The organism is Nocardia sp. NPDC051321 (assembly GCF_044455225.1).
Taxonomy (GTDB): domain Bacteria; phylum Actinomycetota; class Actinomycetes; order Mycobacteriales; family Mycobacteriaceae; genus Nocardia.
In genome coordinates, this window is record NZ_JBITEM010000010.1 from 59,320 (window position 1) to 78,982 (window position 19,663).

General features: G+C 66.4%; 16 protein-coding genes. 9 read left to right on the forward strand and 7 right to left on the reverse strand.

Annotation, left to right across the window (positions count from 1 at the left end):
• Positions 1 to 220: 220 nt before the first annotated feature.
• Positions 221 to 793, reverse strand: coding sequence for an AMP-binding protein (locus tag ACIA8C_RS24055; protein WP_397138280.1), 573 nt, complete (start codon positions 791 to 793; stop codon positions 221 to 223).
• On the reverse strand, positions 790 to 1,242 hold the full coding sequence (locus ACIA8C_RS24060; protein ID WP_397138282.1) for an AMP-binding protein: 453 nt from the start codon (positions 1,240 to 1,242) through the stop codon (positions 790 to 792). Before ACIA8C_RS24060 ends, ACIA8C_RS24055 begins: the two co-directional genes overlap by 4 nt.
• A 77-nt stretch (positions 1,243 to 1,319) precedes the next feature.
• On the opposite strand from ACIA8C_RS24060, the gene ACIA8C_RS24065 reads away from it, so the two are divergent.
• Together ACIA8C_RS24065 and ACIA8C_RS24070 are read left to right on the forward strand one after the other, a co-directional pair.
• Positions 1,320 to 1,997 (forward strand): ATP-binding cassette domain-containing protein, encoded by a 678-nt coding sequence (locus ACIA8C_RS24065; RefSeq protein ID WP_397138284.1) that lies wholly within the window; start codon positions 1,320 to 1,322, stop codon positions 1,995 to 1,997.
• Complete coding sequence (locus ACIA8C_RS24070; protein WP_397138286.1) at positions 1,994 to 3,937, forward strand: YhgE/Pip family protein; 1,944 nt, start codon at positions 1,994 to 1,996, stop codon at positions 3,935 to 3,937. The genes ACIA8C_RS24065 and ACIA8C_RS24070 overlap by 4 nt, the downstream gene beginning before the upstream one ends.
• Before the next feature lie 21 nt (positions 3,938 to 3,958).
• Here the strand turns inward: ACIA8C_RS24070 and ACIA8C_RS24075 are convergent, their stop codons facing one another.
• Positions 3,959 to 4,747 (reverse strand): phytanoyl-CoA dioxygenase family protein, encoded by a 789-nt coding sequence (locus tag ACIA8C_RS24075; protein ID WP_397138288.1) that lies wholly within the window; start codon positions 4,745 to 4,747, stop codon positions 3,959 to 3,961.
• A gap of 577 nt (positions 4,748 to 5,324) precedes the next feature.
• Between ACIA8C_RS24075 and ACIA8C_RS24080 the strand changes: the two genes are divergently transcribed.
• The gene (locus tag ACIA8C_RS24080) at positions 5,325 to 6,704 is read left to right on the forward strand and encodes a threonine/serine exporter ThrE family protein (protein WP_397138290.1); all 1,380 of its coding nucleotides are present in this window, start codon (positions 5,325 to 5,327) and stop codon (positions 6,702 to 6,704) included.
• A gap of 35 nt (positions 6,705 to 6,739) precedes the next feature.
• Here ACIA8C_RS24080 and ACIA8C_RS24085 read toward each other — a convergent pair whose 3' ends face one another.
• A complete protein-coding gene (locus tag ACIA8C_RS24085; protein WP_397138292.1) occupies positions 6,740 to 7,639 on the reverse strand; it encodes a YihY/virulence factor BrkB family protein in 900 nt (299 codons plus the stop codon).
• Positions 7,640 to 8,203: 564 nt separating this feature from the next.
• Here ACIA8C_RS24085 and ACIA8C_RS24090 point away from each other — a divergent pair.
• Together ACIA8C_RS24090 and ACIA8C_RS24095 are read left to right on the forward strand one after the other, a co-directional pair.
• Positions 8,204 to 9,214, forward strand: a complete 1,011-nt coding sequence (locus tag ACIA8C_RS24090) for a Ppx/GppA phosphatase family protein (RefSeq protein ID WP_397138294.1) — start codon at positions 8,204 to 8,206, stop codon at positions 9,212 to 9,214.
• A 188-nt stretch (positions 9,215 to 9,402) separates the two neighbouring features.
• Entirely contained in the window at positions 9,403 to 12,276 is a 2,874-nt protein-coding gene (locus ACIA8C_RS24095; RefSeq protein ID WP_397138296.1) for a BTAD domain-containing putative transcriptional regulator, read from the forward strand.
• Between the two features lie 112 nt (positions 12,277 to 12,388).
• Here the strand turns inward: ACIA8C_RS24095 and ACIA8C_RS24100 are convergent, their stop codons facing one another.
• On the reverse strand, positions 12,389 to 12,826 hold the full coding sequence (locus tag ACIA8C_RS24100) for a hypothetical protein (protein WP_397138298.1): 438 nt from the start codon (positions 12,824 to 12,826) through the stop codon (positions 12,389 to 12,391).
• A 219-nt stretch (positions 12,827 to 13,045) separates the two neighbouring features.
• On the opposite strand from ACIA8C_RS24100, the gene ACIA8C_RS24105 reads away from it, so the two are divergent.
• Positions 13,046 to 13,375: a plasmid stabilization protein gene (locus ACIA8C_RS24105; RefSeq protein WP_397138300.1), complete on the forward strand. Its 330-nt coding sequence runs from the start codon at positions 13,046 to 13,048 to the stop codon at positions 13,373 to 13,375.
• Between the two features lie 64 nt (positions 13,376 to 13,439).
• Here ACIA8C_RS24105 and ACIA8C_RS24110 read toward each other — a convergent pair whose 3' ends face one another.
• The gene (locus ACIA8C_RS24110) at positions 13,440 to 13,757 is read right to left on the reverse strand and encodes a hypothetical protein (RefSeq protein ID WP_397138302.1); all 318 of its coding nucleotides are present in this window, start codon (positions 13,755 to 13,757) and stop codon (positions 13,440 to 13,442) included.
• Positions 13,758 to 13,947: 190 nt separating this feature from the next.
• The gene (locus ACIA8C_RS24115) at positions 13,948 to 14,085 is read right to left on the reverse strand and encodes a hypothetical protein (RefSeq protein ID WP_397138304.1); all 138 of its coding nucleotides are present in this window, start codon (positions 14,083 to 14,085) and stop codon (positions 13,948 to 13,950) included.
• A 134-nt stretch (positions 14,086 to 14,219) separates the two neighbouring features.
• On the opposite strand from ACIA8C_RS24115, the gene ACIA8C_RS24120 reads away from it, so the two are divergent.
• The 3 genes from ACIA8C_RS24120 to ACIA8C_RS24130 all read left to right on the forward strand — a co-directional run bounded on the left by ACIA8C_RS24120 (position 14,220) and on the right by ACIA8C_RS24130 (position 19,660).
• Positions 14,220 to 14,636, forward strand: coding sequence for a Fur family transcriptional regulator (locus ACIA8C_RS24120; RefSeq protein WP_397138908.1), 417 nt, complete (start codon positions 14,220 to 14,222; stop codon positions 14,634 to 14,636).
• A 35-nt stretch (positions 14,637 to 14,671) separates the two neighbouring features.
• Positions 14,672 to 16,900, forward strand: coding sequence for a catalase/peroxidase HPI (gene katG, locus ACIA8C_RS24125; protein WP_397138306.1), 2,229 nt, complete (start codon positions 14,672 to 14,674; stop codon positions 16,898 to 16,900).
• Positions 16,901 to 17,218: 318 nt separating this feature from the next.
• The gene (locus tag ACIA8C_RS24130; protein ID WP_397138308.1) at positions 17,219 to 19,660 is read left to right on the forward strand and encodes a molybdopterin oxidoreductase family protein; all 2,442 of its coding nucleotides are present in this window, start codon (positions 17,219 to 17,221) and stop codon (positions 19,658 to 19,660) included.
• Positions 19,661 to 19,663: the final 3 nt, after the last annotated feature.

The following is a 19,663-nucleotide window of genomic DNA, read 5'->3' on the forward strand; positions in this document are numbered from 1 at the left end:
GTCAACTCGACTGGCGACGAGACTGGGGAAAAGGGATATCTCAGCTGGGAATATTCGGGCTATCGGCTAGCGCAGCCAAAGAATGTTATGCGCAAATATCTTGGAATCATGCTCCGTTCGGATTCGATAGCACAGCGCTGGCACCATCGCCCTCAGATGACCTGCGGCGCAGGACCCGAATTGTGTTGCCCCCGAAGACCAAAGATCCCGCGGAGCTCGGCTAGATGGCCTGCTGGTCGGGTTTGCCCTGTTCGGTCAGCGGGATGTGGTCGGTAAGGGTGACGGTGAGCCGAACGCCGAGAGCGGCAGATGTGTTGGCGGCCAGTCTTGTTGGGTCCACGGTGGCGCCGGGTTCGGGCACGACAAGGGTGGCGAAGTGGTCGGTGCGCGGAAAGGCGGCCGCGAGGCGGACATTGGCGTTTTGGTAGAGCATATTTTCGGCCTGGACGGGGAATACGCCGTCGATCATGTCGCGGCGGCGGCCCAGGATGTGGAGGTAGCCGTGGTCGTCGAGAAATCCGACGTCGCCGGTATTGAGCCAACCGTCGACGATGGTCGTGTCGAGGTCGGGGCGGCGCCAGTAGCCGACGGCGACGCCTGGCCCGGCGACAGCGATGTCACCGGGGCCGCTCGGTGTCCCATCCGGGTTGGTGAAGCGTATGCGGCTGTCGGGCAACGGTTTTCCGGCGGTGTCGGCCAGTTCGGGTGTGTATTCGGCTGGGTCGAGGGTGGCGACGAGCCCGGTTTCGCTGCTGCCGTAGCCGTGGCAGAGGATCGGGCCCAGTCGTTTCAACGCGATGCGGCGGGCGGCGGCGGGTGCGGACGCGGTCGCGGGTCGCGCACCGCCCCGACGAACGAGCTGTGATCTGTGTAGGAGTGGCAGCTGCCTTTCGGCGTGCCGGTGGTGCCGCCGCTGAACACGATGAAGCACAGATCGTCGGGCGAGGCCTGGCCGTGGATGGGTGTGGCGGGCATAGTCGCGGCCTTGGCGAGCAGATCGACGCAGCCGGGTGCCGGACCGAGACTGTAGGCGCCGGCCCTGGCCAGGCGGGGTGCGGTGACCAGCAGGTCCGCCGCGGTGAACGAGAGGAGCTCATCGGTGGCGTGCGTGGGGAACACCGCACTGCATGCCCCGAGCAAGTGGGTCGCCATACGCACCGCGATGACCTCTGGACTGTTCGCGGCATGGATCGCCACCAGGCGACCGGCGGACACTCCCGCGGCACGCAGGGCGCCGGCCAATCGCGGTGCGGACTTTGGAATCGCCCGGGGTGCGGCGTTGCCGCTCGACGTACGGAACGGTCTCTATGCTCGGTCGGGTGACATGGGTGGGTGTTGACGTCGTTGCCGGCAACCTCGCTGCGCGCGGGTCGGCGGGGTGCGCCTTCGAGAACGTCGACCTGGAGATCGCCGCCGGTGCACTCGCCGTGGTGGTCGGGTCGGCGGGCTCGGGCCGCACGTCACTGCTGTGGGCGCTGGCGGGCCGCTTGCGGCTGGTGACCGGTCGTCTTCTCGTCGGCGGTCGGCGTTACGACGAACAGCCGCGCGCGATCCTGGATCTCGTCGCGGTCGCGCGCCTCGATCCCGGCTGCGCGCTCGACCCGCGGCTTCGGGTCGGCGAGGTGATCGACGAGCGCGCGCTGATCGGGGGACCGCGGTTCACCGAGGCGGCCTTGGCCGCGTCCTACGCCGCGATGGGTGCGCAGGTGCCCGCCGCGCAGTTGCTGATAGGCGACCTGACATCGGGCGAACAGGTGGTGCTCGCCGTGGCGTTGGCGGCCGCGCAGCAGCCGGGCGCGGTGGTCGTCGACGACGTCGGCGAGGGCTGCACGAGCGGCGAGGCGCGGTGGGTCTGGGAGTGCTTGCGCGCCTTGGCCGAACACGGCTGCACCGTGATCGCCGCCGCGTCGGAGCCGCCACCGCTGGACGACGTCACCGTGATCACCCTCGCCCACCCCCGCGATGCCGAGTTGCCCGACCTCCAGGAGACCGTGTGAAGGCACTACGTCTGGCGCTGCTCGAATTCCGGCGATTCCGCGGTCCGCTGCTGCGCAGGCTAGTTCCGGTGGCACTCGCGCTGGTACCGCTGTTGTACGGGTCGCTGTATCTGTGGTCGAACTGGGATCCCTACGGTAAGACCGACCAGATTCCGGTCGCCGTGGTCGTGGAGGATCAGCCGGTTACCGCGAACGGTCAGGTCGTCGACGCGGGCAAACAGTTCGAGCAGCAACTGCGCGCCACCCCGAAGTTCCAGTGGCACTTCGTCGATCGGCACCAGGCCCGGGACGGGCTCGTGCGCGGACGGTTCTACTTCACCATCACCGTCCCGCCGGATTTCAGTCGGAAACTGATCAGCGCCCAGCAGCCGATCCCCGAACGGGCCACTCTCGGAATCACTCTCAACGATGCCAACAACTTCATCGTCGGTGTGGTCGCCGACGTCGCGCGCTCCGAACTGCAGAACCAGGTGAACAGTGCCGCGCACGCGGCCTACGCCAAAGCCATCTACGGCGACCTCACCCTGGTCAAACAACAACTCGACGTCGCGGCGACCGGCGTGCACGGCCTGGTCGACTCGTCGGTGCTCGCGCAGCAAGGCACCACCGCGCTGGCCGCGGGGCTGGCCGGGTCGACCGCCGGAGCAGCCCAAATCACTGACGGCGTACAGCAACTCGCGCAGGCGAGCAACGAGGTGGACGCCGCGGTGAATCAGCTCGTCGACACCGGCACCGCGACGCTGCCGACGGCGGCTGGTGCGTTGTCGAACGCGACCGGCGCCGCCGCGCAGTCGCTCGAACTCGTCAGGGGCGGTGTCGATCTGGTGCGCCAGCTGGCCGACCAGGGCAATACCGAGCTGCGCCAACTCGCGGTCGCGCATCCGGAATTATTGGCCGACCCGGTATTTCGGCAAGCGCTCGACCATGCGCAGACGATCGCGACGACCGCGGGCAACGCGTCGGACACGGCCGGGCAGGCCCATGACGCCGCTGTTCAGGCCAGCGACAAGGCAGGCCAGCTCGCGGGCAATGTCGATGTCGTGCAGCAGAATCTGCGTGCCGCCGCGGCGCCACTACACGCGCTCACCGCGGGTGCCACGGTCGTCTCCGGTGGTGCCGTGCAGATCACCAACAGCCTCGCGTCGTTGCAAGCCAGCAGTCGGACATTGCAGACCGGTGCCGACCAATTGCATTCCGGCGCAAGCAAAGTCGCTGACGCCGTCGACACGGCCTTGGTCAAGATTCCCGATACCAGTCCCGAACAGACCGCCGCCGCGGCCGACGTGCTCGGCTCGCCCGTCGGCATCGTCAGCCACAATCTCAACCCGGCCGGGCTGTACGGGCGCGGTTTGACGCCGTTCTTCTTCGCGATCGCGCTGTGGGTCCTCGGACTGCTGGCGTACCTGTTCATCCAACCGCTCAACCAGCGTGCCGTTGCCAGCCGGATCAGCCCGCTGACCGTGGCCGTCGCGGGCTGGCTTCCGGTGGCCGGGATTGCCGTTGCCGGCGGACTCATCCTCTACGGCGTCGTCCAGGTCGGGTTGCGGCTCAATCCCGTGCACCCGATATGGACGGCCGGATTGATGATCCTCGCGGCCGCGGCGTTCGTCGCGATCGACCATTTCCTGCGGGTCGCGTTCGGCGTTGTCGGAGAGGGTCTTTCGCTGGTGTTGCTGATTCTGCAACTGACCTCGTGCGGCGGCCTCTATCCGGTCGAAACGACACCCGCGCCGTTCCGCATGCTGCACCCGCTCTTGCCGATGACCTATCTCGTCGACGGCCTGCGAGTCACCGTCTCCGGCGGACTCACCGGCAATCTGTTGCGCGACATCGCGATTCTGCTCGCCTTCCTGCTGGTGTCCCTCGGGTGCACGACGTTCGCCGTGCACCGGCAACGAATCTGGACCCTCGACCGCCTCCATCCCGCCGTCGAGATCTGAGCGCCTGTCACGAACGCCGTGCTACCAGCCATGACTGCCGCCGAGCCCTAGTCTGATGGCCTCCTCGACGGGCGAGTAAGCGCCGTCGGCGCGATCGAGTTCCAGTGGCACGACCGGTTCCAGGGTGGGGGTCCCCATGAAGCGCGGCGTGGTTCCCCGGTGTGCCTGGGCGGCGTGGATCAGGAACGGGTGACACAGGTAGACATCGCCGGCGGCGCCGGTGGCTTGGGTGACCGGCAGTTCAGCGGTCGCCTCGAGGACTCCGGTTTCACCGATCCGGGTGGCGTCGATGCCCTCGTCGCCATAGCGGAACAGGCGAGGAGGCACGGCCAGATGGGAGCCGACGCGGATTCGGGTGGGTGCGTCGAGGTCGGTGACGTCGGTGAACAGCACAAACATGAACAGGGCGCGAGCGCGGGAGCGGTAATTGGTAAACGAGTGACCTGTCCATCCCTCGGGTAGGTAGCTGCCCTCGAAGTGCCAATAGTCATCGCTCGGCGGATCAGCGTGCGGAAAGCGAACCGCGATGGCACCGATGCCGGATCTGCGCGCCCACCGGCCGGGCCCGACCAATTGGTCGAAAGCCTGTTCCAGCACCGGCATCTGGGCCGCTGTACGGAACGGCTCGGTGTCGTAGCCGGGCAATCGGATCATCGGCGTTTTCCAGCCGGCCGGATCGTCGGGGTCACATCCGGTGTCGAGCCACATGATCTCCAGGCACTGTTGCGCGATCACCCGCGAGAAAACCGCCTCGACGCGGACGAAACCGTCCTCGATGAATCTGGTGATCTGCCCACGATCGAGTGTCACCTTGTCCACCTTTCGCCCCTTGGGGACCGGCGTTCGCGGTTGATGCTGCCTCTATGGTCCGGCCTCCGCGAGATGAGGGGAAGCGCGCGGATCTTCTGACGGTTACTGTCGTCACAGTTCGAGGTAGCTCCATTGCAGAGGGGCAATTCGACGGTAATGCTTGGGTGGCGGTGTACACGCGTGGGCCACTGCTGTCGAATATCGGCTCGAGCGGCCGGGTATTCTCGCGGCATCGTCGCTGGTTTCGCCATTGCATCCGTCCAGGCGTGGATTGGAGATCATGCCCAGCACTATTGATGTTCATCCGGAAATTCGCGCAGGCGTGTGCTGCCGTCGCGCAGTCGACGCATCGATGCGCGGGCGCGCGGCTTACGGACGGGCCGAGTAGGCCGGTATGGGGCGCATCCGTATCGGACGCTTTCTTAAACCAGCCGACCGCGTCGAGGACGACGATCGCGGCTCGGCACGCGCGACAGCGCCGGGGCGGCGCCCGGGCAAATCGATCGCCAAGCACCCGGATGACGGCCGGCGGCGTCGGCCACGGGTGATGACGGCCGAGCAGCGGCGCGATATCGCGTTGCTGCTGCGCGGGAGCATCTATTCGGGTGTCTCGCCCTCACCCACCGCGACCGGGGAAGAATATTCGGCCCGGCAGGTCATCGACTTTTGCCTGGATCTGGGGGAGGTGATGTTGTCGTCGGGAGCTGATGCGCGAAGCGTCGAGGTGGCAATCGTGGCGGTGTCGGCGACCTGGAATCTGGCCGCCGTGGAACTCGACTTTCCCGGCTCATCGATCCATATGGTGTATGCCGTGCCCAATGAGCCGACCATCACCGGATTGCGGGTTGTGCGTGACGCGGGCGCCGACCTGCATCGGCTCAATAATGTGTACGGGGTTGTCGACGATATTGTCGGCCACGAAACCGATATGACTCAGGCCAGCCAGCGATTGGTCGAGGAGATTCGGTCGGCTCCGCGATGGCCGCCTCGAGTCGTCGCCAGCGCCATGGGAGTTCTCGGCGTTGTCGTCGCACTGCAGGCAGGCGGAACCTACTGGTCGGCCGCTGGCGCGTTTGTGCTGATGGTCGTGCTGATGTATGTCGGCAAGGTGCTCGGCAGACGTTATCTTCCGGCGTTTTTCGTCGCCGTCGTGCAGATGGCGCTGGCGACGATGGCAGGCAGCCTGGCGATGGCTTACAGCCAGTTCGATCCGGGCGAGGCGGCAAGTATGGTCGCCGCGTGCGTGGTGCTGCTCCTGCCACATCCGTCGATCGTCGCGACGGCGCAGGACGCGATTTCTGGATTTCGGAGCCTGGCCTTGATCCGCGGCCTCGGTATCGGCCTGGTGGTACTCGGCATGGTCACGGGTATTCAGATTGGCCTGATTTCGACCCGGTGGGCGCACCTCGAGGTTGTTCCTTCGGCGATCCAGTTGACCGGCCTGACGCTATGGTGGGCGCTATTCGCCTCGGCGATCGCTGCCGCGGCGAATGCCTTCGCCCAGGGAGCCACCGCGCGGGTGGTGCCGATTTCCATGGCGGCCGCGATATTCACCCAGATTGTTGTGCAGTTGTGTGCACATGCACATATCAATCTGCAGTTGTCTTTGATGCTCGGCGCGGCGATGCTCGGCGCGGTCAGTACCTGGACGGCGGCGCGTCTGCGCATTTCTCCGGCGTCCATAGTTGTGCCGGCATTCTGTGGAGCACTACTGCCGTCGCTGACGGTTGCCCATTCGCTGCTGCAGTTCATCGGACATGCACCAGGATCAGGGGTTTCGTTCGCGATTTCGGTACTCACCACGTTGGCGATCGGCGCGGGGCTGGTATTGGGCGATATCGTCGCTACCGGCGGGGCGCGTCGTGCGGTCAGCATGCGAACCCGGATACGCTCGGCGAGTCTCGACACCGAGCCTCGTCGCACTGCGTCGGGGCACAACGGGCAGCCGGACTCGTAATTCTCCGTTCCATCGAGAGATCGCCCGTTGCGGACTCACTGCTCGGGAGGCTGGTCGAAGGTGACGGTGATGTCCTCGAAGTCTTTGTTGCGCTGGGCCTGTGCCTGGTCGGTGTAGGTGCGTCGGTCCCCGGTGGTGAGGTTGACATTCTCGGTGAACGGCGACAGCAGTGCCCGGGGATAGAGCTTGTCGACCCGCACGACGTTGATCTCCACACACAACACGACGGAAAACGAGGCCAGGTAGAGAAAGCCGAGGAGACCGAGCACCACCGCGAATACGCCGTTGGTGTCCGAGGATTGGTTCACTACCCGGCCCACATAGAGCGCGCCGAAACGCTGCAGCAACTGCCATGCGACGGCGGCGACCACTGCGCCGGGCGCGACCTGCCGCCAGCTCAAGGCGCGCACGGTGGCCCATTTGAACGCCATCGCGAATAACCCCGCGTTGAACATGACCGAGGCGAGCACCAGCAGCCAGGCGAACCCGAAGCCGATCTGCCACGCGGCGCCGATCTGTGACAACACCGTCGATCCGAGGATCAGGGGACCGAGGATGAGCAGTCCGATCAGCCCGCGCACCCGGACCATGAACGGATTCGGACGGTGGTTGACCGGCACCCCCCAGGTGACATTCATCGCGTTTTGCACCGCTACCGATACGCCGAGACCACCGAATGCCGCAACGGCGATTCCGGTGATCAGACCCCCGGTGCCGCCGCTGAGCCGCTCCGGGCGGCTGATCTGGCCGCCGATCACCGGGAACTGGCTCAACGCCGAGTCGAGGATGCGCTGCTGAAGATGCGGGTCGGCCTCGAGGAGCACGCCGAGTACGGTCGTCAGAATCAGCAGCAGCGGAAACAGCGATACGAACGCGTAGTAGGTGATCAGCGCGGCAAGGTACCCACCCTGATCGTCGACGAACTTATAGATCACTGCCAGCGCAAACCCCGACCAGCGGTGGCGTTGCTGGAAACTATCGACTCTGGCGACCAATTCGGCTACTCATCTCTCGCTCGGCTATTCCAGTGCCTGTTGGCTCGTGTGGCCTACCCAGAACGCAGGCTTGCGGCGAGTATGGTTGGGACGCTTCATGTTCGAGCGGATCGATAGGTTTATCCAGACAGGCGCGAAACGACTGGATGCGGCGTCCCCCAGCGTCGAGACCTTTCGCGGCGCGGCGACCGAAGCGGGCACGTGCTGGTGGAGTTCGGCCATGATCGCCCCCTGAACGGCGGCTGTTCCGCTGCAGTGACTGTCGTTCGATGGTATCGACGTCGACGCCGGTGCATGTGGTGTTCGCCGCGCTTTACCCCAGGCTGACGGACTGTGGAAGAGCCCGCGCCGGTACCCGACAGGTCGGGGTCGATCACTGCCGAGCCCGCCGACAGCTGATCGCCCACCGACGGTCACCCGCGACGATGCCGGTTTGCGTTTCGGCAGCGTGGCTATCTCGCTTCCAGTCCGGGTCCGCCCCGGTCTGATCTGGAGGTGATGGACATGCGACTCGGCGTAATGGATGTCGGTTCGAATTCGGCGCAATTCCAGGTGGTGGACGCCTCGCCGGGCGCGCCCCCGCTGCCGATCCGAGCGCTGAAGGAGCCGGTACTGCTCGGCGAGGACATCGACGTCTCGGGCATGATCAGCGAAGCTGGCACCGAGCGGGTGGCCGGTGCCATCGTACGTGTCTTGGACGCGGCCAGGCGTTATGAAATCGACAGCTTCTACGCCTTCGTCACGGCCGCGATTCGGGACGCGCCGAATCGGGAATCGGTGCTGGATGCCATCGAGAAGGCCGCCGGGATTCGCCCGGAATTCTTGACCGGAGTGCAGGAAGCGCGGCTCACCTATCTTGCCGTACGCCGGTGGTACGGCTGGCGCGCCGGGACGGTACTGCTGCTCGACATCGGTGGTGGCTCGATGGAACTGGCCTTGGGGCGTGACGCCGAACCGAACCTCGCCCTGTCCCTGCCGCTGGGCGCAGGCCGATTGACCCGCACCTTCCTGACTGGTGACCCGCCCTCGCACAGCGAATTCAAGGCGCTGCGCAGGCATATTCGCGAATGCCTCAAGGAGGTTCGTGACCGCTTGTTGTGGGAGGGCGAACCGCACCGGGTGATCGGCAGTTCGAAGACTTTCAAACAGCTGGCCCGGCTATCGGGGGCGGCTCCGCAGCGGGACGGACCGTTCGTCCGCCGCGGCCTGCACCACACCGAGGTCCAGGCGACCGTGCGCCGGCTGGCGCGCATGTCTGCTCAACGTCGCGCCGATCTGCGCGGTGTGTCCCGGACGCGGGCCCGTCAAGTCCTCGCCGGCGCCATGGTCGCCGAAGCCACCATGGCCGACTTCGGTATCGATATGCTCGAGGTTAGCCCCTGGTCGTTACGCGAAGGGGTTGTCCTGCAACATATCTCGACGATCGACCCAGAGGCCGCGCTACCGTTGAGCCGATTCGACTACTCCTCGGTGCACGCGGACCTGGGCGGTGTCGCGGAAGGCTGCTGCCGCTGACACCGAATCCGGGGTCGACGGCGGCGGGATCGAAGAAGCTTCCGCTCGAGCGATGCGGTCGCCGATATTGCTGTAGACCGACATGACCTAGGGCGCGCTGGACGCACGTAGTTCAACGACGTTGCAGTGGTGTCAGTAGATCGCCGGGCATCCCGATCCGTGGATCCCTCAGCGGTATCCGCATCCCGATGTCGCGGCACCGATATCCTGACGATGTGCTGTCCTGCCGGATCCTCGGCCCGGTGGTAGTCGGGATCGACGGTACCGTCGTGGATCTGGGCGGTCCCACGGGTCGTCGTATGCTGGCGGCCCTGTCATTCGGTGACGGCGCACCGGTCAGCGACAGCCGACTGGCCGAACTGGTGTGGGGAGACGACCAGCCCCAGCACATGGCCAAAGCGTTGAGTGTCGTCATCTCCCGGCTTCGCCTCGCGCTCGGTCCGATCGGGCGGCGATACCTGGAACGCACGACCGCCGGTTACGCGCTGGTGATCCCGCCGGACTGGACCGACCGCGGTCAATTCGTCGCCGCGGTGGAGACGGGTTTGCGCCAGCTGGCCGAGGACGACGCGGCCTCGGCGGTACCGACCTTGGAGTCGGCACTGACATTGTGGCGCGGCGATCCGTGGTTCGAACTCGGCGATTCGGTGGCACTGGCGGGTGCAAGGGCCAAGCTTGCCGAACTTCGTGAGGTCGCCGTCGAGGAGCTGCAGGCGGCGCGGTTGGCTTGCGGTGATATCGCAGGCGCGGTCGCGTCGTTGAGCGAGGCGGTCACCGAGGCGCCCTATCGGGAGCGGCGGTGGGAGTTGCTGGCGCTGGGCCTTTATCGCAGTGGGCGACAAAGTCAAGCGCTGGCCGAGCTGCGTCGCGTGCGGGAATTGCTCATCAACGAACTAGGCATCGAGCCGGGGCCGGTGCTGCGCTCGCTGGAACAGCACATGCTGGCTCATGAACCGCGCCTGCTGGCCGTCGGATCGCCGAAACCACCACCAGCGCGGTCCGAGTCCGTACCCCCGGCGGTCACCAAGCCGCTGTCGACGTTGATCGGCCGATCGCGTGAGCTGCAACGGCTCGCCGAGTCGGTGGCGGAAAGCCGGATGGTGACCCTGCTGGGCCCGGCGGGCGTCGGCAAGACCCGGCTCGCGGTGGAGCACGCCGCGAACTCCGATCGCGAGGTGTGGTTCGTGCGATTGGCCGACGTACGCACCGCCGAGGCGGTCGTCGCTGCAACGGCGGAGGCCGTCGGGGTGGTCCACCTCGATGACGCACCAACGGCGCAGCTGCGCAGGGTGCTGGAAAACCGCACGGGCCTAATGATTTTCGACAACTGCGAGCACGTCGTCGACGCCGCGGCGCAGCTGGTCCTGCCCTTGTTGAACGGCTGTCCCGGGCTACGCATCCTGACCACCAGCCGGCGCGTGCTCGGCGTCGACGGCGAACACATCATGTCCCTCGACCCCCTACCGATAGTCGACGAGCACGGCGGCGATGGCGCGGCGGTCGAACTGTTCCTCGATCGGGTGCGGTCCAATCGCGCACGGTGCGACCTCGCGCCGGTCGAGCTCGACGCGATCCGCGAAATCTGCGGCTTGCTCGATGGTCTCCCGTTGGCGATCGAACTCGCGGCCTCGCGCGCACGAGCGTTCGGGCCGCGCGACATCCGCACGCATTTACGCGACCGTCTCGACGTCCTCGGCGCCACTCCGCTCGGATCGATCTCGCCGCACGCGAGTTTGACCGCCGCGATCAGCTGGAGCGTCGACCGGCTCGCGCCCGCGGATCGGGCATTCCTGTTGCGGCTGTGGCCATTCGAGGGCGGGTTCACCTGGCAGGCCGCGATGGCGGTGCAGCCACCGGAGCACCGCGATCGTGCCGTCCTCGCGGTGCTTGCCGCACTGGTCGACTGCTCGGTGATCGGTGCCGACGTGACAACTCGGCCGACCCGATATCGCATGCTGGAGACCGTCCGGCGTTACTGCCACGACATCGACCAGGACCCGGCCGCCACCGAGGCCGCACACGCCGCCTGGGTGCGCCGCCTGATCGCCGGGTTCGTCGCGGAGGGGCCGTTTCTGCGGGTCGGCGCGGCGTTCCCGGGCTTGAGCGCCGAGCTGCCCAATATCCGCGCAGGCATCGAATACGACATCGAGCACGACCCGATCGCGGCAATGTGGACCGCTTCCTCGGTCGAATGGGTCGAGATGGGTGTCGATGCGTTGCCTGGCGGAAAGCACTTGCTCGAGACCGCGCTGACAGCATGCCCGAGTTCGGCCGTCGTGGCACGGGCTCGGGGACTGATCGCACTGTCGTCCATCTGTTTCGAACGCGGGTACTCAGCCGAGGCTGTTCGCTTCGCCGATATGGCCATCGTCGAGTTGGGCGACGATCCGGCCGGTGATGAAGCGGGCCGGGTGCTGCTCGTCGCGCTGCTGAGGCGAGTCGGCGGCGCCTTGGTGCTCCGGGATGCGCGGCTCGCGCGAGCCACCATTGATTGGTTCAAGGCCGAGAGCGCCGATAGGTCTGTCGATCCCTGGATGAAGGCGAGTGCGATGCTCTGCGAAGGCAGCACACTGCTGCTGGAGCGCAAACAGGCCGACGGTGAGGCGATGCTCGGCGCGGCGCGGGAATACGCCGCGAAATGCGGGTTCACCTGGGTTCAGGGAACCGCCGACGTGGTGCTGGCGCGCAATCTGCTGCGCGCCGACCCGGACCCGGCCCTGGCCAGGACGGCCCTGCTCGCCATCGAACGCGCGTGGGCGGTCTTCGCGGATCGAGGCAACCCCTTCGACTTGCTCGGTGTCATCTACGCAGGCGCCCACGCGTTGGCGACGCTGCAGGTCCGCGAACCCGCGATTGCGTTGCGCGCGTGGGTGATCGACCAAGCCATCCGGATCGGCGACGACCCGCAACGGTACGCGCACCTCGCCGGCGACGAGGGCGAGGAGCTGATGCGCCGCCTGCTGCAGGAGCAACAGGGGTCTCCGGCCGAGCGAATGGGGCGCGCGTCGACCTCGGCCGAGCTCCACCAGATGTTCATCGACGCGGTGCGCAGCGTGTGCTGATTACGACCCGGCCGAAGCAGTTCCAATGTTGTTCGAGCACCGCGCAAGGCGATGAACGTGCCTGCGCCGCAGACGGATTCGCGACTATGAACGACTTCCGATCTCGGTCCGCTCAGGAGTGGACGCGGGCGGCGACCGCTAGTCGAAGGTTGGCGCGTTGCAATGCGGCTCGGGCGTCGGCATTTTCGCGGTCGGTCGTCAGCCGCTGCGCCGCGTCGGACTGCGCTGCGCGGGCCCTGGTCACGTCGATGCGATCGGCGAACTCCAAGGCGTCGGCCATTAGCCGGACCTCGTCGTCTCGCACTCGCACGGTTCCACCATGCAACGCCGCCAGCCACTGGCGTCCACCGGCTCGCACGGTGAGTACTCCGATGCCGAGTGGCATCTCCAGTTGGTGGTGGCCCGGCTCGATGAGGTGCGCACCATCGAACGCCGGGACATGAACGGCCTCCGCGCCGAACGCGAATTCACGATAGCCGGGCACCGACAAGGTGACTGCCAAAGTCGCCGAGGTGCGCAACCGAACCTTTGGGCCGGCATCTCGCCGCATCGCAGACCTTCTTCCGATAGTCGATGGCTACCTCTGATGGCTGGGCCGAACCGCGCTGACGTCCGCTGTCACGCCGGTGCGTCCGATTCCGACGACGGGTACCCGGGTCGAGGGCGGCGAAACCAGGTGCCGGCACGGATATCCAGGCGTTTCGGGAACCGCGACGGGGAAGATTGTGATGAGTTCGCCAGGGTATTCGTGGTCAAGGAGGTGATCGACATGCCGAAAGAATGGACAGCGAAACAGGATCGGCAGTACGAGCACATCAAGGATTCGGAGAAGGATCAGGGCGCGTCCACCAAGCGGGCGAAGGAGATCGCCGCGCGCACGGTGAACAAGAACCGAGCCCAGGCCGGGCAGACCAAGACCGCCAGCCGCTCATCGGTGCAAGACAAATCGCCGCAGCAACGCGGTGGCCAGCGGTCGGGCACGAACAAGCCGAAGGGCCCGACTCGGGACCAGCTCTACAACGAAGCGAAAAAGAAGAACATCGACGGCCGTTCGAAAATGACGAAGGCCGAATTGGCCCGCGCACTCGGCCGAAACTGAGTGACCCGCCAAGCCGCGTACGGAGCCACCCGCCGGGCGGCTCCGTACCGATGGGCCGGGTAACTCAGTCCGGCGGTTCCTGTACGTCCTCGGGGATAGACCCGGGGATGTTCGCGGCCAAATCATCACTCCCGTCATAGCTACCGGGACCGAGGTCGCCGGCCGCGCGGCGAACCCCGTCGGGTGGTTGCGGTGCGGCACCGGTACCCGCGAGATCAGGTGCCGCGCCGGGGTCGTTTCCGGGGCCAGGATCGGTGTTGTCGATCGCGTCCATCGCCGCGCTCAGTTCATCGCGCAGGCGATCGGCCGTCGGCTCGTCTCCGGAGTCGGCGGCGGTGGTGATGTCTTGGCGTAGCTGGGCGATGACGTCGTGGGAAACCATGATGCTCCTCGCTTGTTGGCCTTCGTGGACAGGTGACCTGCCCGCGTCGGCTTCGGACGCGGTGCTCACCGGATCGATGAATCCCGATCAGCCGCAGTTACGCGCTACCCACCGCGCTCGGTGGCAACCCGGGGGCCATGGGAAAGTCGTGTGATCGTCCTCATGGGCCAGGCGTGCACGTCAGAGTCGATCAGATCTTGTCGTTGCCTTCGTTGGCCGAAGGGTTGCCGGTGGATAGCGACGTGCCGCGCCGTTTGCCCCACCGTTTGCGGGACACCAAGACCGCCACCACGAGTACCACCAGGGCGATGATCACGAGTATTTCCATGCGATAGCCCTACCCCGCACACCCATAGTTATTCGTTGGGCAACGCCGATCATCGAACGTGTGGCACATGCTTGACTCATTCCAGAACACGGACAAGACTTTCGTGCGTGCCCACGGCCACGGAATTCCAGCAGATGCTCCGGGGGGTTTCACTGCGCGTCACCGCGCCGCGTGTCGCGGTGCTCAGCGCCGTGCACGAAAACCCGCACGCTGACACGGATTCGATCATCCACGCCGTGCGAGCCCGCCTGTCGGCGGTGTCGCATCAGGCGGTGTACGACTCGTTGCACACCCTCACCGCCGCCGGCCTGCTCCGCTGCATCCAGCCGTCCGGCTCGGTATCCCGCTACGAGACGCGGGTCGGCGACAATCACCACCATGTCGTATGCCGCGCGTGTGGCGTGATCGCCGACGTGGATTGCGCGGTCGGCGAAGCCCCGTGCTTGTCCGCGTCCGACGACAGCGGCTTCACGATCGACGAGGCCGAGGTCATCTACTGGGGTTTTTGCCCCGCCTGCGCGGCAGCACCTGCCGCCCCCACCACTCCCTGACCACAGCCCGCACCACCCATGTAGGAAGGAATGCCGTGCCATCCGACAGCCGCCCACCCACTCCCGACACCGACACTCGAAGCGCAAGCGAGAGTGAGAATCCGGCGATCCCGTCTCCGACACCGCAGACCGACCATCGCCCCCGCACCAACAAAGACTGGTGGCCCGAGCAGATCGATGTCTCGGTCCTGCATGCTCATTCGTCCAAGTCGAACCCGCTCGGCGCCGACTTCGACTACGCCGCGGAGTTCCGCAAGCTCGACGTCGACGCGCTGAAGGCCGACGTGGCGGCGGTCCTGACCAATTCGCAGGACTGGTGGCCCGCCGACTACGGAAACTACGGCGGCCTGTTCATCCGGATGAGCTGGCACGCGGCGGGCACCTACCGGATCGCCGACGGACGCGGCGGCGGCGGTCAGGGCGCGCAGCGCTTCGCACCGCTCAACAGCTGGCCGGACAACGCCAACCTGGACAAGGCGCGCCGCCTGCTGTGGCCGGTCAAGCAGAAGTACGGCAACAAGATCTCCTGGGCCGACCTACTGGTGTTCGCCGGCAACGTAGCCCTCGACTCCATGGGGTTCCAGACCTTCGGCTTCGGCTTCGGCCGCCCCGACATCTGGGAGCCGGAAGAGGTCTTCTGGGGTCCAGAGGACACCTGGCTCGGCGACGAACGCTACAGCGGTGACCGCGAACTGTCCGGCTCGCTCGGCGCCGTCCAGATGGGCTTGATCTATGTGAATCCGGAAGGACCGAACGGCAGGCCGGATCCGGTCGCGTCCGCGCGGGACATCCGAGAGACGTTCGGCCGCATGGCGATGAACGACGAGGAGACGGCCGCGCTGATCGTCGGCGGCCACAGCTTCGGCAAGACCCACGGCGCGGGTGACGCCGATCTGGTCGGCGCCGAGCCCGAGGCCGCGCCCATCGAGCAGCAGGGTCTCGGCTGGAAGAGCGGCCACGGCACGGGCAAGGGCAAGGACGCCATCACCAGCGGTCTCGAGGTCGTCTGGACCGCCACCCCGACGCAGTGGAGCAACGGCTTCCTGCAGAACCTGTACGGCTACGAGTGGGAGCTGACCAAGAGCCCCGCCGGTGCGTGGCAGTGGCAGCCGAAGGACGGCGCGGGCGCGGGCACCATCCCGGATCCGTTCGGCGGCCCCGGCCGGGTACCCACCATGCTGACCTCGGACCTCGCGCTGCGCGAGGACCCGATCTACCGCGAGATCACCCGCCGCTGGCTGGATCATCCCGAAGAACTGTCCGTGGCGTTCGCCAAGGCCTGGTACAAGTTGCTGCACCGCGACATGGGTCCGGTCAGCCGCTATCTCGGTCCGTGGGTTCCCGAACCGCAGCTGTGGCAGGACCCGGTTCCCGCCGTCGATCATGAACTGATCGACGAACAGGACACCGCGGCCCTCAAGAGCAAGGTGCTCGAGTCCGGCTTGTCGATCTCGCAGCTGGTCAAGACCGCGTGGTCGGCCGCGTCGAGCTTCCGCAGCACCGACAAGCGTGGCGGGGCCAACGGTGCCCGGATCCGGCTCGAGCCCCAAAAGAGCTGGGAGGTCAACGAACCCGCCGAACTCGCCAAGGTGCTGCCGGTCCTGGAGCAGATCCAGCAGGACTTCAACAGCTCGGCAGGCGGCGGCAAGAAGGTGTCGTTGGCGGACTTGATCATCCTCGCGGGATCCGCGGCGGTCGAGAAGGCGGCCAAGGACGCCGGGCACGATGTCACGGTGCCGTTCGCGCCCGGACGCACCGACGCCTCGCAGGAGAACACCGATGTGGAGTCGTTCGCGGTACTCGAGCCGCGGGCCGACGGGTTCCGCAACTATGTGCGGGCCGGCGAGAAGGCGCCGCTGGAGCGCCTGCTGCTCGAGCGGGCGTACCTGCTCGATGTGACGGCTCCGGAGTTGACGGTACTGATCGGCGGCCTGCGTGCCCTCGGCGCCAATCATGGCGGCACCGAGCACGGCGTCTTCACCGACCGGCCCGGCACGTTGACCAATGACTTCTTCGTCAACCTGCTCGACCAGAACACCGAGTGGAAGGCGTCCGAGTCGGCGGAGAACGTCTACCAGGGTTTCGATCGGTCCGGTAAGGCCACCTGGACCGCCACCGCCAATGACCTTATCTTCGGGGCTCATTCGCAATTGCGTGCCATCGCCGAGGTCTACGCGCAGCAGGACGCGGGCGCGAGGTTCGTGAACGACTTCGTTGCCGCCTGGGTCAAGGTGGTCAACAGCGATCGGTTCGACCTCGCCTGAGTATCGCGACAAATACCGGGCCGGTCCTTCGGGGCCGGCCCGGTTTCGTTCCTACCGTCCGCGGTCAGCGGAATCGCGGGCCGCGTGATTTTCCCTCGATCAGCTGGAGTCGCCGTGCTGGCCAACCGGGACCGGTGGATTGTCAGCGGCACCCTTGGGCGCCGCTACGTTATCCGTCATGCCTGTCACGTAATCCGACGGAGCGCCACTGCCTCACCCGTCGATGTCGTCAGCCGAAACGGTGGAGTGCGGGTTGGGCACATCCGATCTGGTCTGACGTAAACGATTGCTAGATCGCGGGTCGGGTATGCGGCCGGTATGGAGAGACGGGATCGGATTGCGGAGCCTTGGGGTAAGCGCACGCCGTACGGTGCGGGTGACAGTTGGCCTGCCCGTCTGGACATGTATCTCGCTGACGGTGTGGACCCCGATTCGGTGCGGTGGGTCCAGTCGGCATCGGTACTGCATTCCAACGGTGACGGCTTGGATATCGCGGTCAAGGACGGCGCGATCGTGGGGGTTCGTGGCCGGGTGGCCGATCGGGTGAATCGCGGTCGATTGGGCCCGAAGGATCTGTTCGGCTGGCAGGCGAACGCCGCACCCGATCGCCTCACCCGTCCGCTGATCCGCCGGGATGGCGAACTGGTGGAAACCGATTGGGACACCGCGATGGACGAGATCGTGCGGCGGAGCACTGCACTACTGGCCGAACGCGGGGCCGAGGCGATCGGCTTCTATACCTCCGGACAGTTGTTCCTCGAGGAGTACTACACGTTGGGCGTGATCGCGCGCGGCGGTATCGGCACCAATCACATAGACGGCAATACTCGACTGTGCACGGCGACCGCGGCCGAAGCGCTGAAGGAGTCCTTCGGCAGTGACGGCCAGCCTGGCTCCTACTCCGACGTGGACCACGCCGACGTGATCGCGTTGTACGGCCACAACGTCGCCGAAACCCAAACCGTGCTCTGGTCGCGAATCCTGGACCGGCTCGCCGGACCGAACCCGCCGCGCCTGATCTGTGTGGATCCGCGGCCGACGCCGGTCGCCGCCCACGCGACGGTGCATCTCGCGCCCTTGCCGGGCACGAACGTGGCGCTGATGAACGGGCTGCTGCACGAGCTCCTCGCCAACCACTGGATCGATGACGACTACATCGCCGCGCATACGGTCGGGTTCGCTGAATTGCGCTCGTGCGTGGCGGATTACCCGCCGGAGGCGGTGGCGCGGATCTGTGGCGTCGAAGCGGCGGCGCTGCGCGAGGCGGCCCAGATACTCGGTACCGCACAGCGTCTGCTGTCCACGGTGCTGCAAGGGTTCTATCAGTCTCATCAGGCGACGGCGGCCTCGGTGCAGGTCAACAACATTCATCTGGTGCGTGGGATGCTCGGCAGGCCTGGATGCGGGCTGCTGCAGATGAACGGCCAGCCGACCGCGCAGAACACCCGCGAGTGCGGCGCAGACGGCGATCTCGCCGGTTTTCGCAACTGGGCCAACGATGCTCACGTCGCCGAGCTGGCCGAGCTGTGGAACGTCGATCGTGCGCACCTGGCCCACGACGAACCACCGACCCACGCGATGAAGATCTTCGGCAAAGCCGAGGACGGCAGCCTCGGGATGCTGTGGGTCAGCGCGACCAATCCGGCGGTGTCGCTGCCCGAATTAGCCAGGGTACGTGCGATTCTCGCCAAGGAGAGCCTGTTCCTGGTGGTGCAGGACATCTTCCTGACCGAAACGGCGGAGCTGGCGGATGTGGTCTTGCCCGCGGCGGCCTGGGGCGAGAAGACCGGGACGTTCACCAACGCCGATCGCACAGTTCACCTGTCCGACAAGGCCATCGAACCGCCGGGGGAGGCCAGATCCGACCTCGACATCCTGCTGGACTACGCACGCCGAATGGAATTCCGGGACAAGGATGGCGACCCGTTGCCGGCCTGGCACGATCCGGAGTCGGCGTTCGAAGCATGGAAGAAATGTTCGGCGGGGCGGCCGTGTGACTACACCGGGCTGACCTACGACCTGCTGCGCGGCGGATCGGGTATTCAATGGCCCTGCACGACAGCGCATCCCGAAGGAACCGAGCGTCTGTACGCGGACGGGAGGTTCTGGAGTGCGCCGGACTACTGCGAGACCTACGGCAAAGACGTTGTCACGGGCACACCACTGGACGCCGAGGAATACCGTGCACTGAATCCGGACGCGAAAGCGATCATCAAGGCGGCCGAATACCATCCGGCCCAGGAACATCCGGGCGCCGAGTTCCCGCTGGCGTTGATCACCGGGCGCACTCTCTATCATTTCCACACCCGCACCAAGACCGCCCGCGCGCCGCAGCTCGAGGCCGCCGCTCCTGAAGTGTGGGTGGAGATATCCCGTCACGACGCGGACGAACTCGGCATTGGCGAAGGCGACCTCGTCGAGGTGTCGTCGCGGCGCGGCAGCTTGCACGCCAAGGCGCGGCTGAGCGGAATCCGCCGGGGCGTACTGTTCGTCCCGTTCCACTACGGCTATTGGGACGCCGATGGCACCGGCCACCATCGGGCGGCCAACGAACTCACTCCGACGCAGTGGGATCCGGCGTCGAAGCAACCGATCTTCAAGACCAGCGCGGCCCGCGCGCGGCGGCTCGAACGCGGCGTCGGGCCCTCGGCGGCGCCGACCACTGCGGCCTCGGCGCCGCTAGACCCCGCCATCGCGGCGACTGTAGGTGGCTCTGCGGCAGCGGTTTACGAGGTCTTCCCGACTGCCGCGCGAAGATAACCA

What these genes read in the sequence shown, in the direction of transcription:
- ACIA8C_RS24130 (WP_397138308.1), top strand. Translation starts at nt 17,219, where the DNA reads ATGGAGAGACGGGATCGGATTGCGGAGCCTTGGGGTAAGCGCACGCCG.
- ACIA8C_RS24110 (WP_397138302.1), bottom strand. Translation starts at nt 13,757, where the DNA reads ATGGTTTCCCACGACGTCATCGCCCAGCTACGCCAAGACATCACCACC.
- ACIA8C_RS24090 (WP_397138294.1), top strand. Translation starts at nt 8,204, where the DNA reads ATGCGACTCGGCGTAATGGATGTCGGTTCGAATTCGGCGCAATTCCAG.
- ACIA8C_RS24095 (WP_397138296.1), top strand. Translation starts at nt 9,403, where the DNA reads ATGTCGCGGCACCGATATCCTGACGATGTGCTGTCCTGCCGGATCCTC.
- ACIA8C_RS24115 (WP_397138304.1), bottom strand. Translation starts at nt 14,085, where the DNA reads ATGGAAATACTCGTGATCATCGCCCTGGTGGTACTCGTGGTGGCGGTC.
- ACIA8C_RS24100 (WP_397138298.1), bottom strand. Translation starts at nt 12,826, where the DNA reads ATGCGGCGAGATGCCGGCCCAAAGGTTCGGTTGCGCACCTCGGCGACT.
- ACIA8C_RS24120 (WP_397138908.1), top strand. Translation starts at nt 14,220, where the DNA reads ATGCTCCGGGGGGTTTCACTGCGCGTCACCGCGCCGCGTGTCGCGGTG.
- ACIA8C_RS24105 (WP_397138300.1), top strand. Translation starts at nt 13,046, where the DNA reads ATGCCGAAAGAATGGACAGCGAAACAGGATCGGCAGTACGAGCACATC.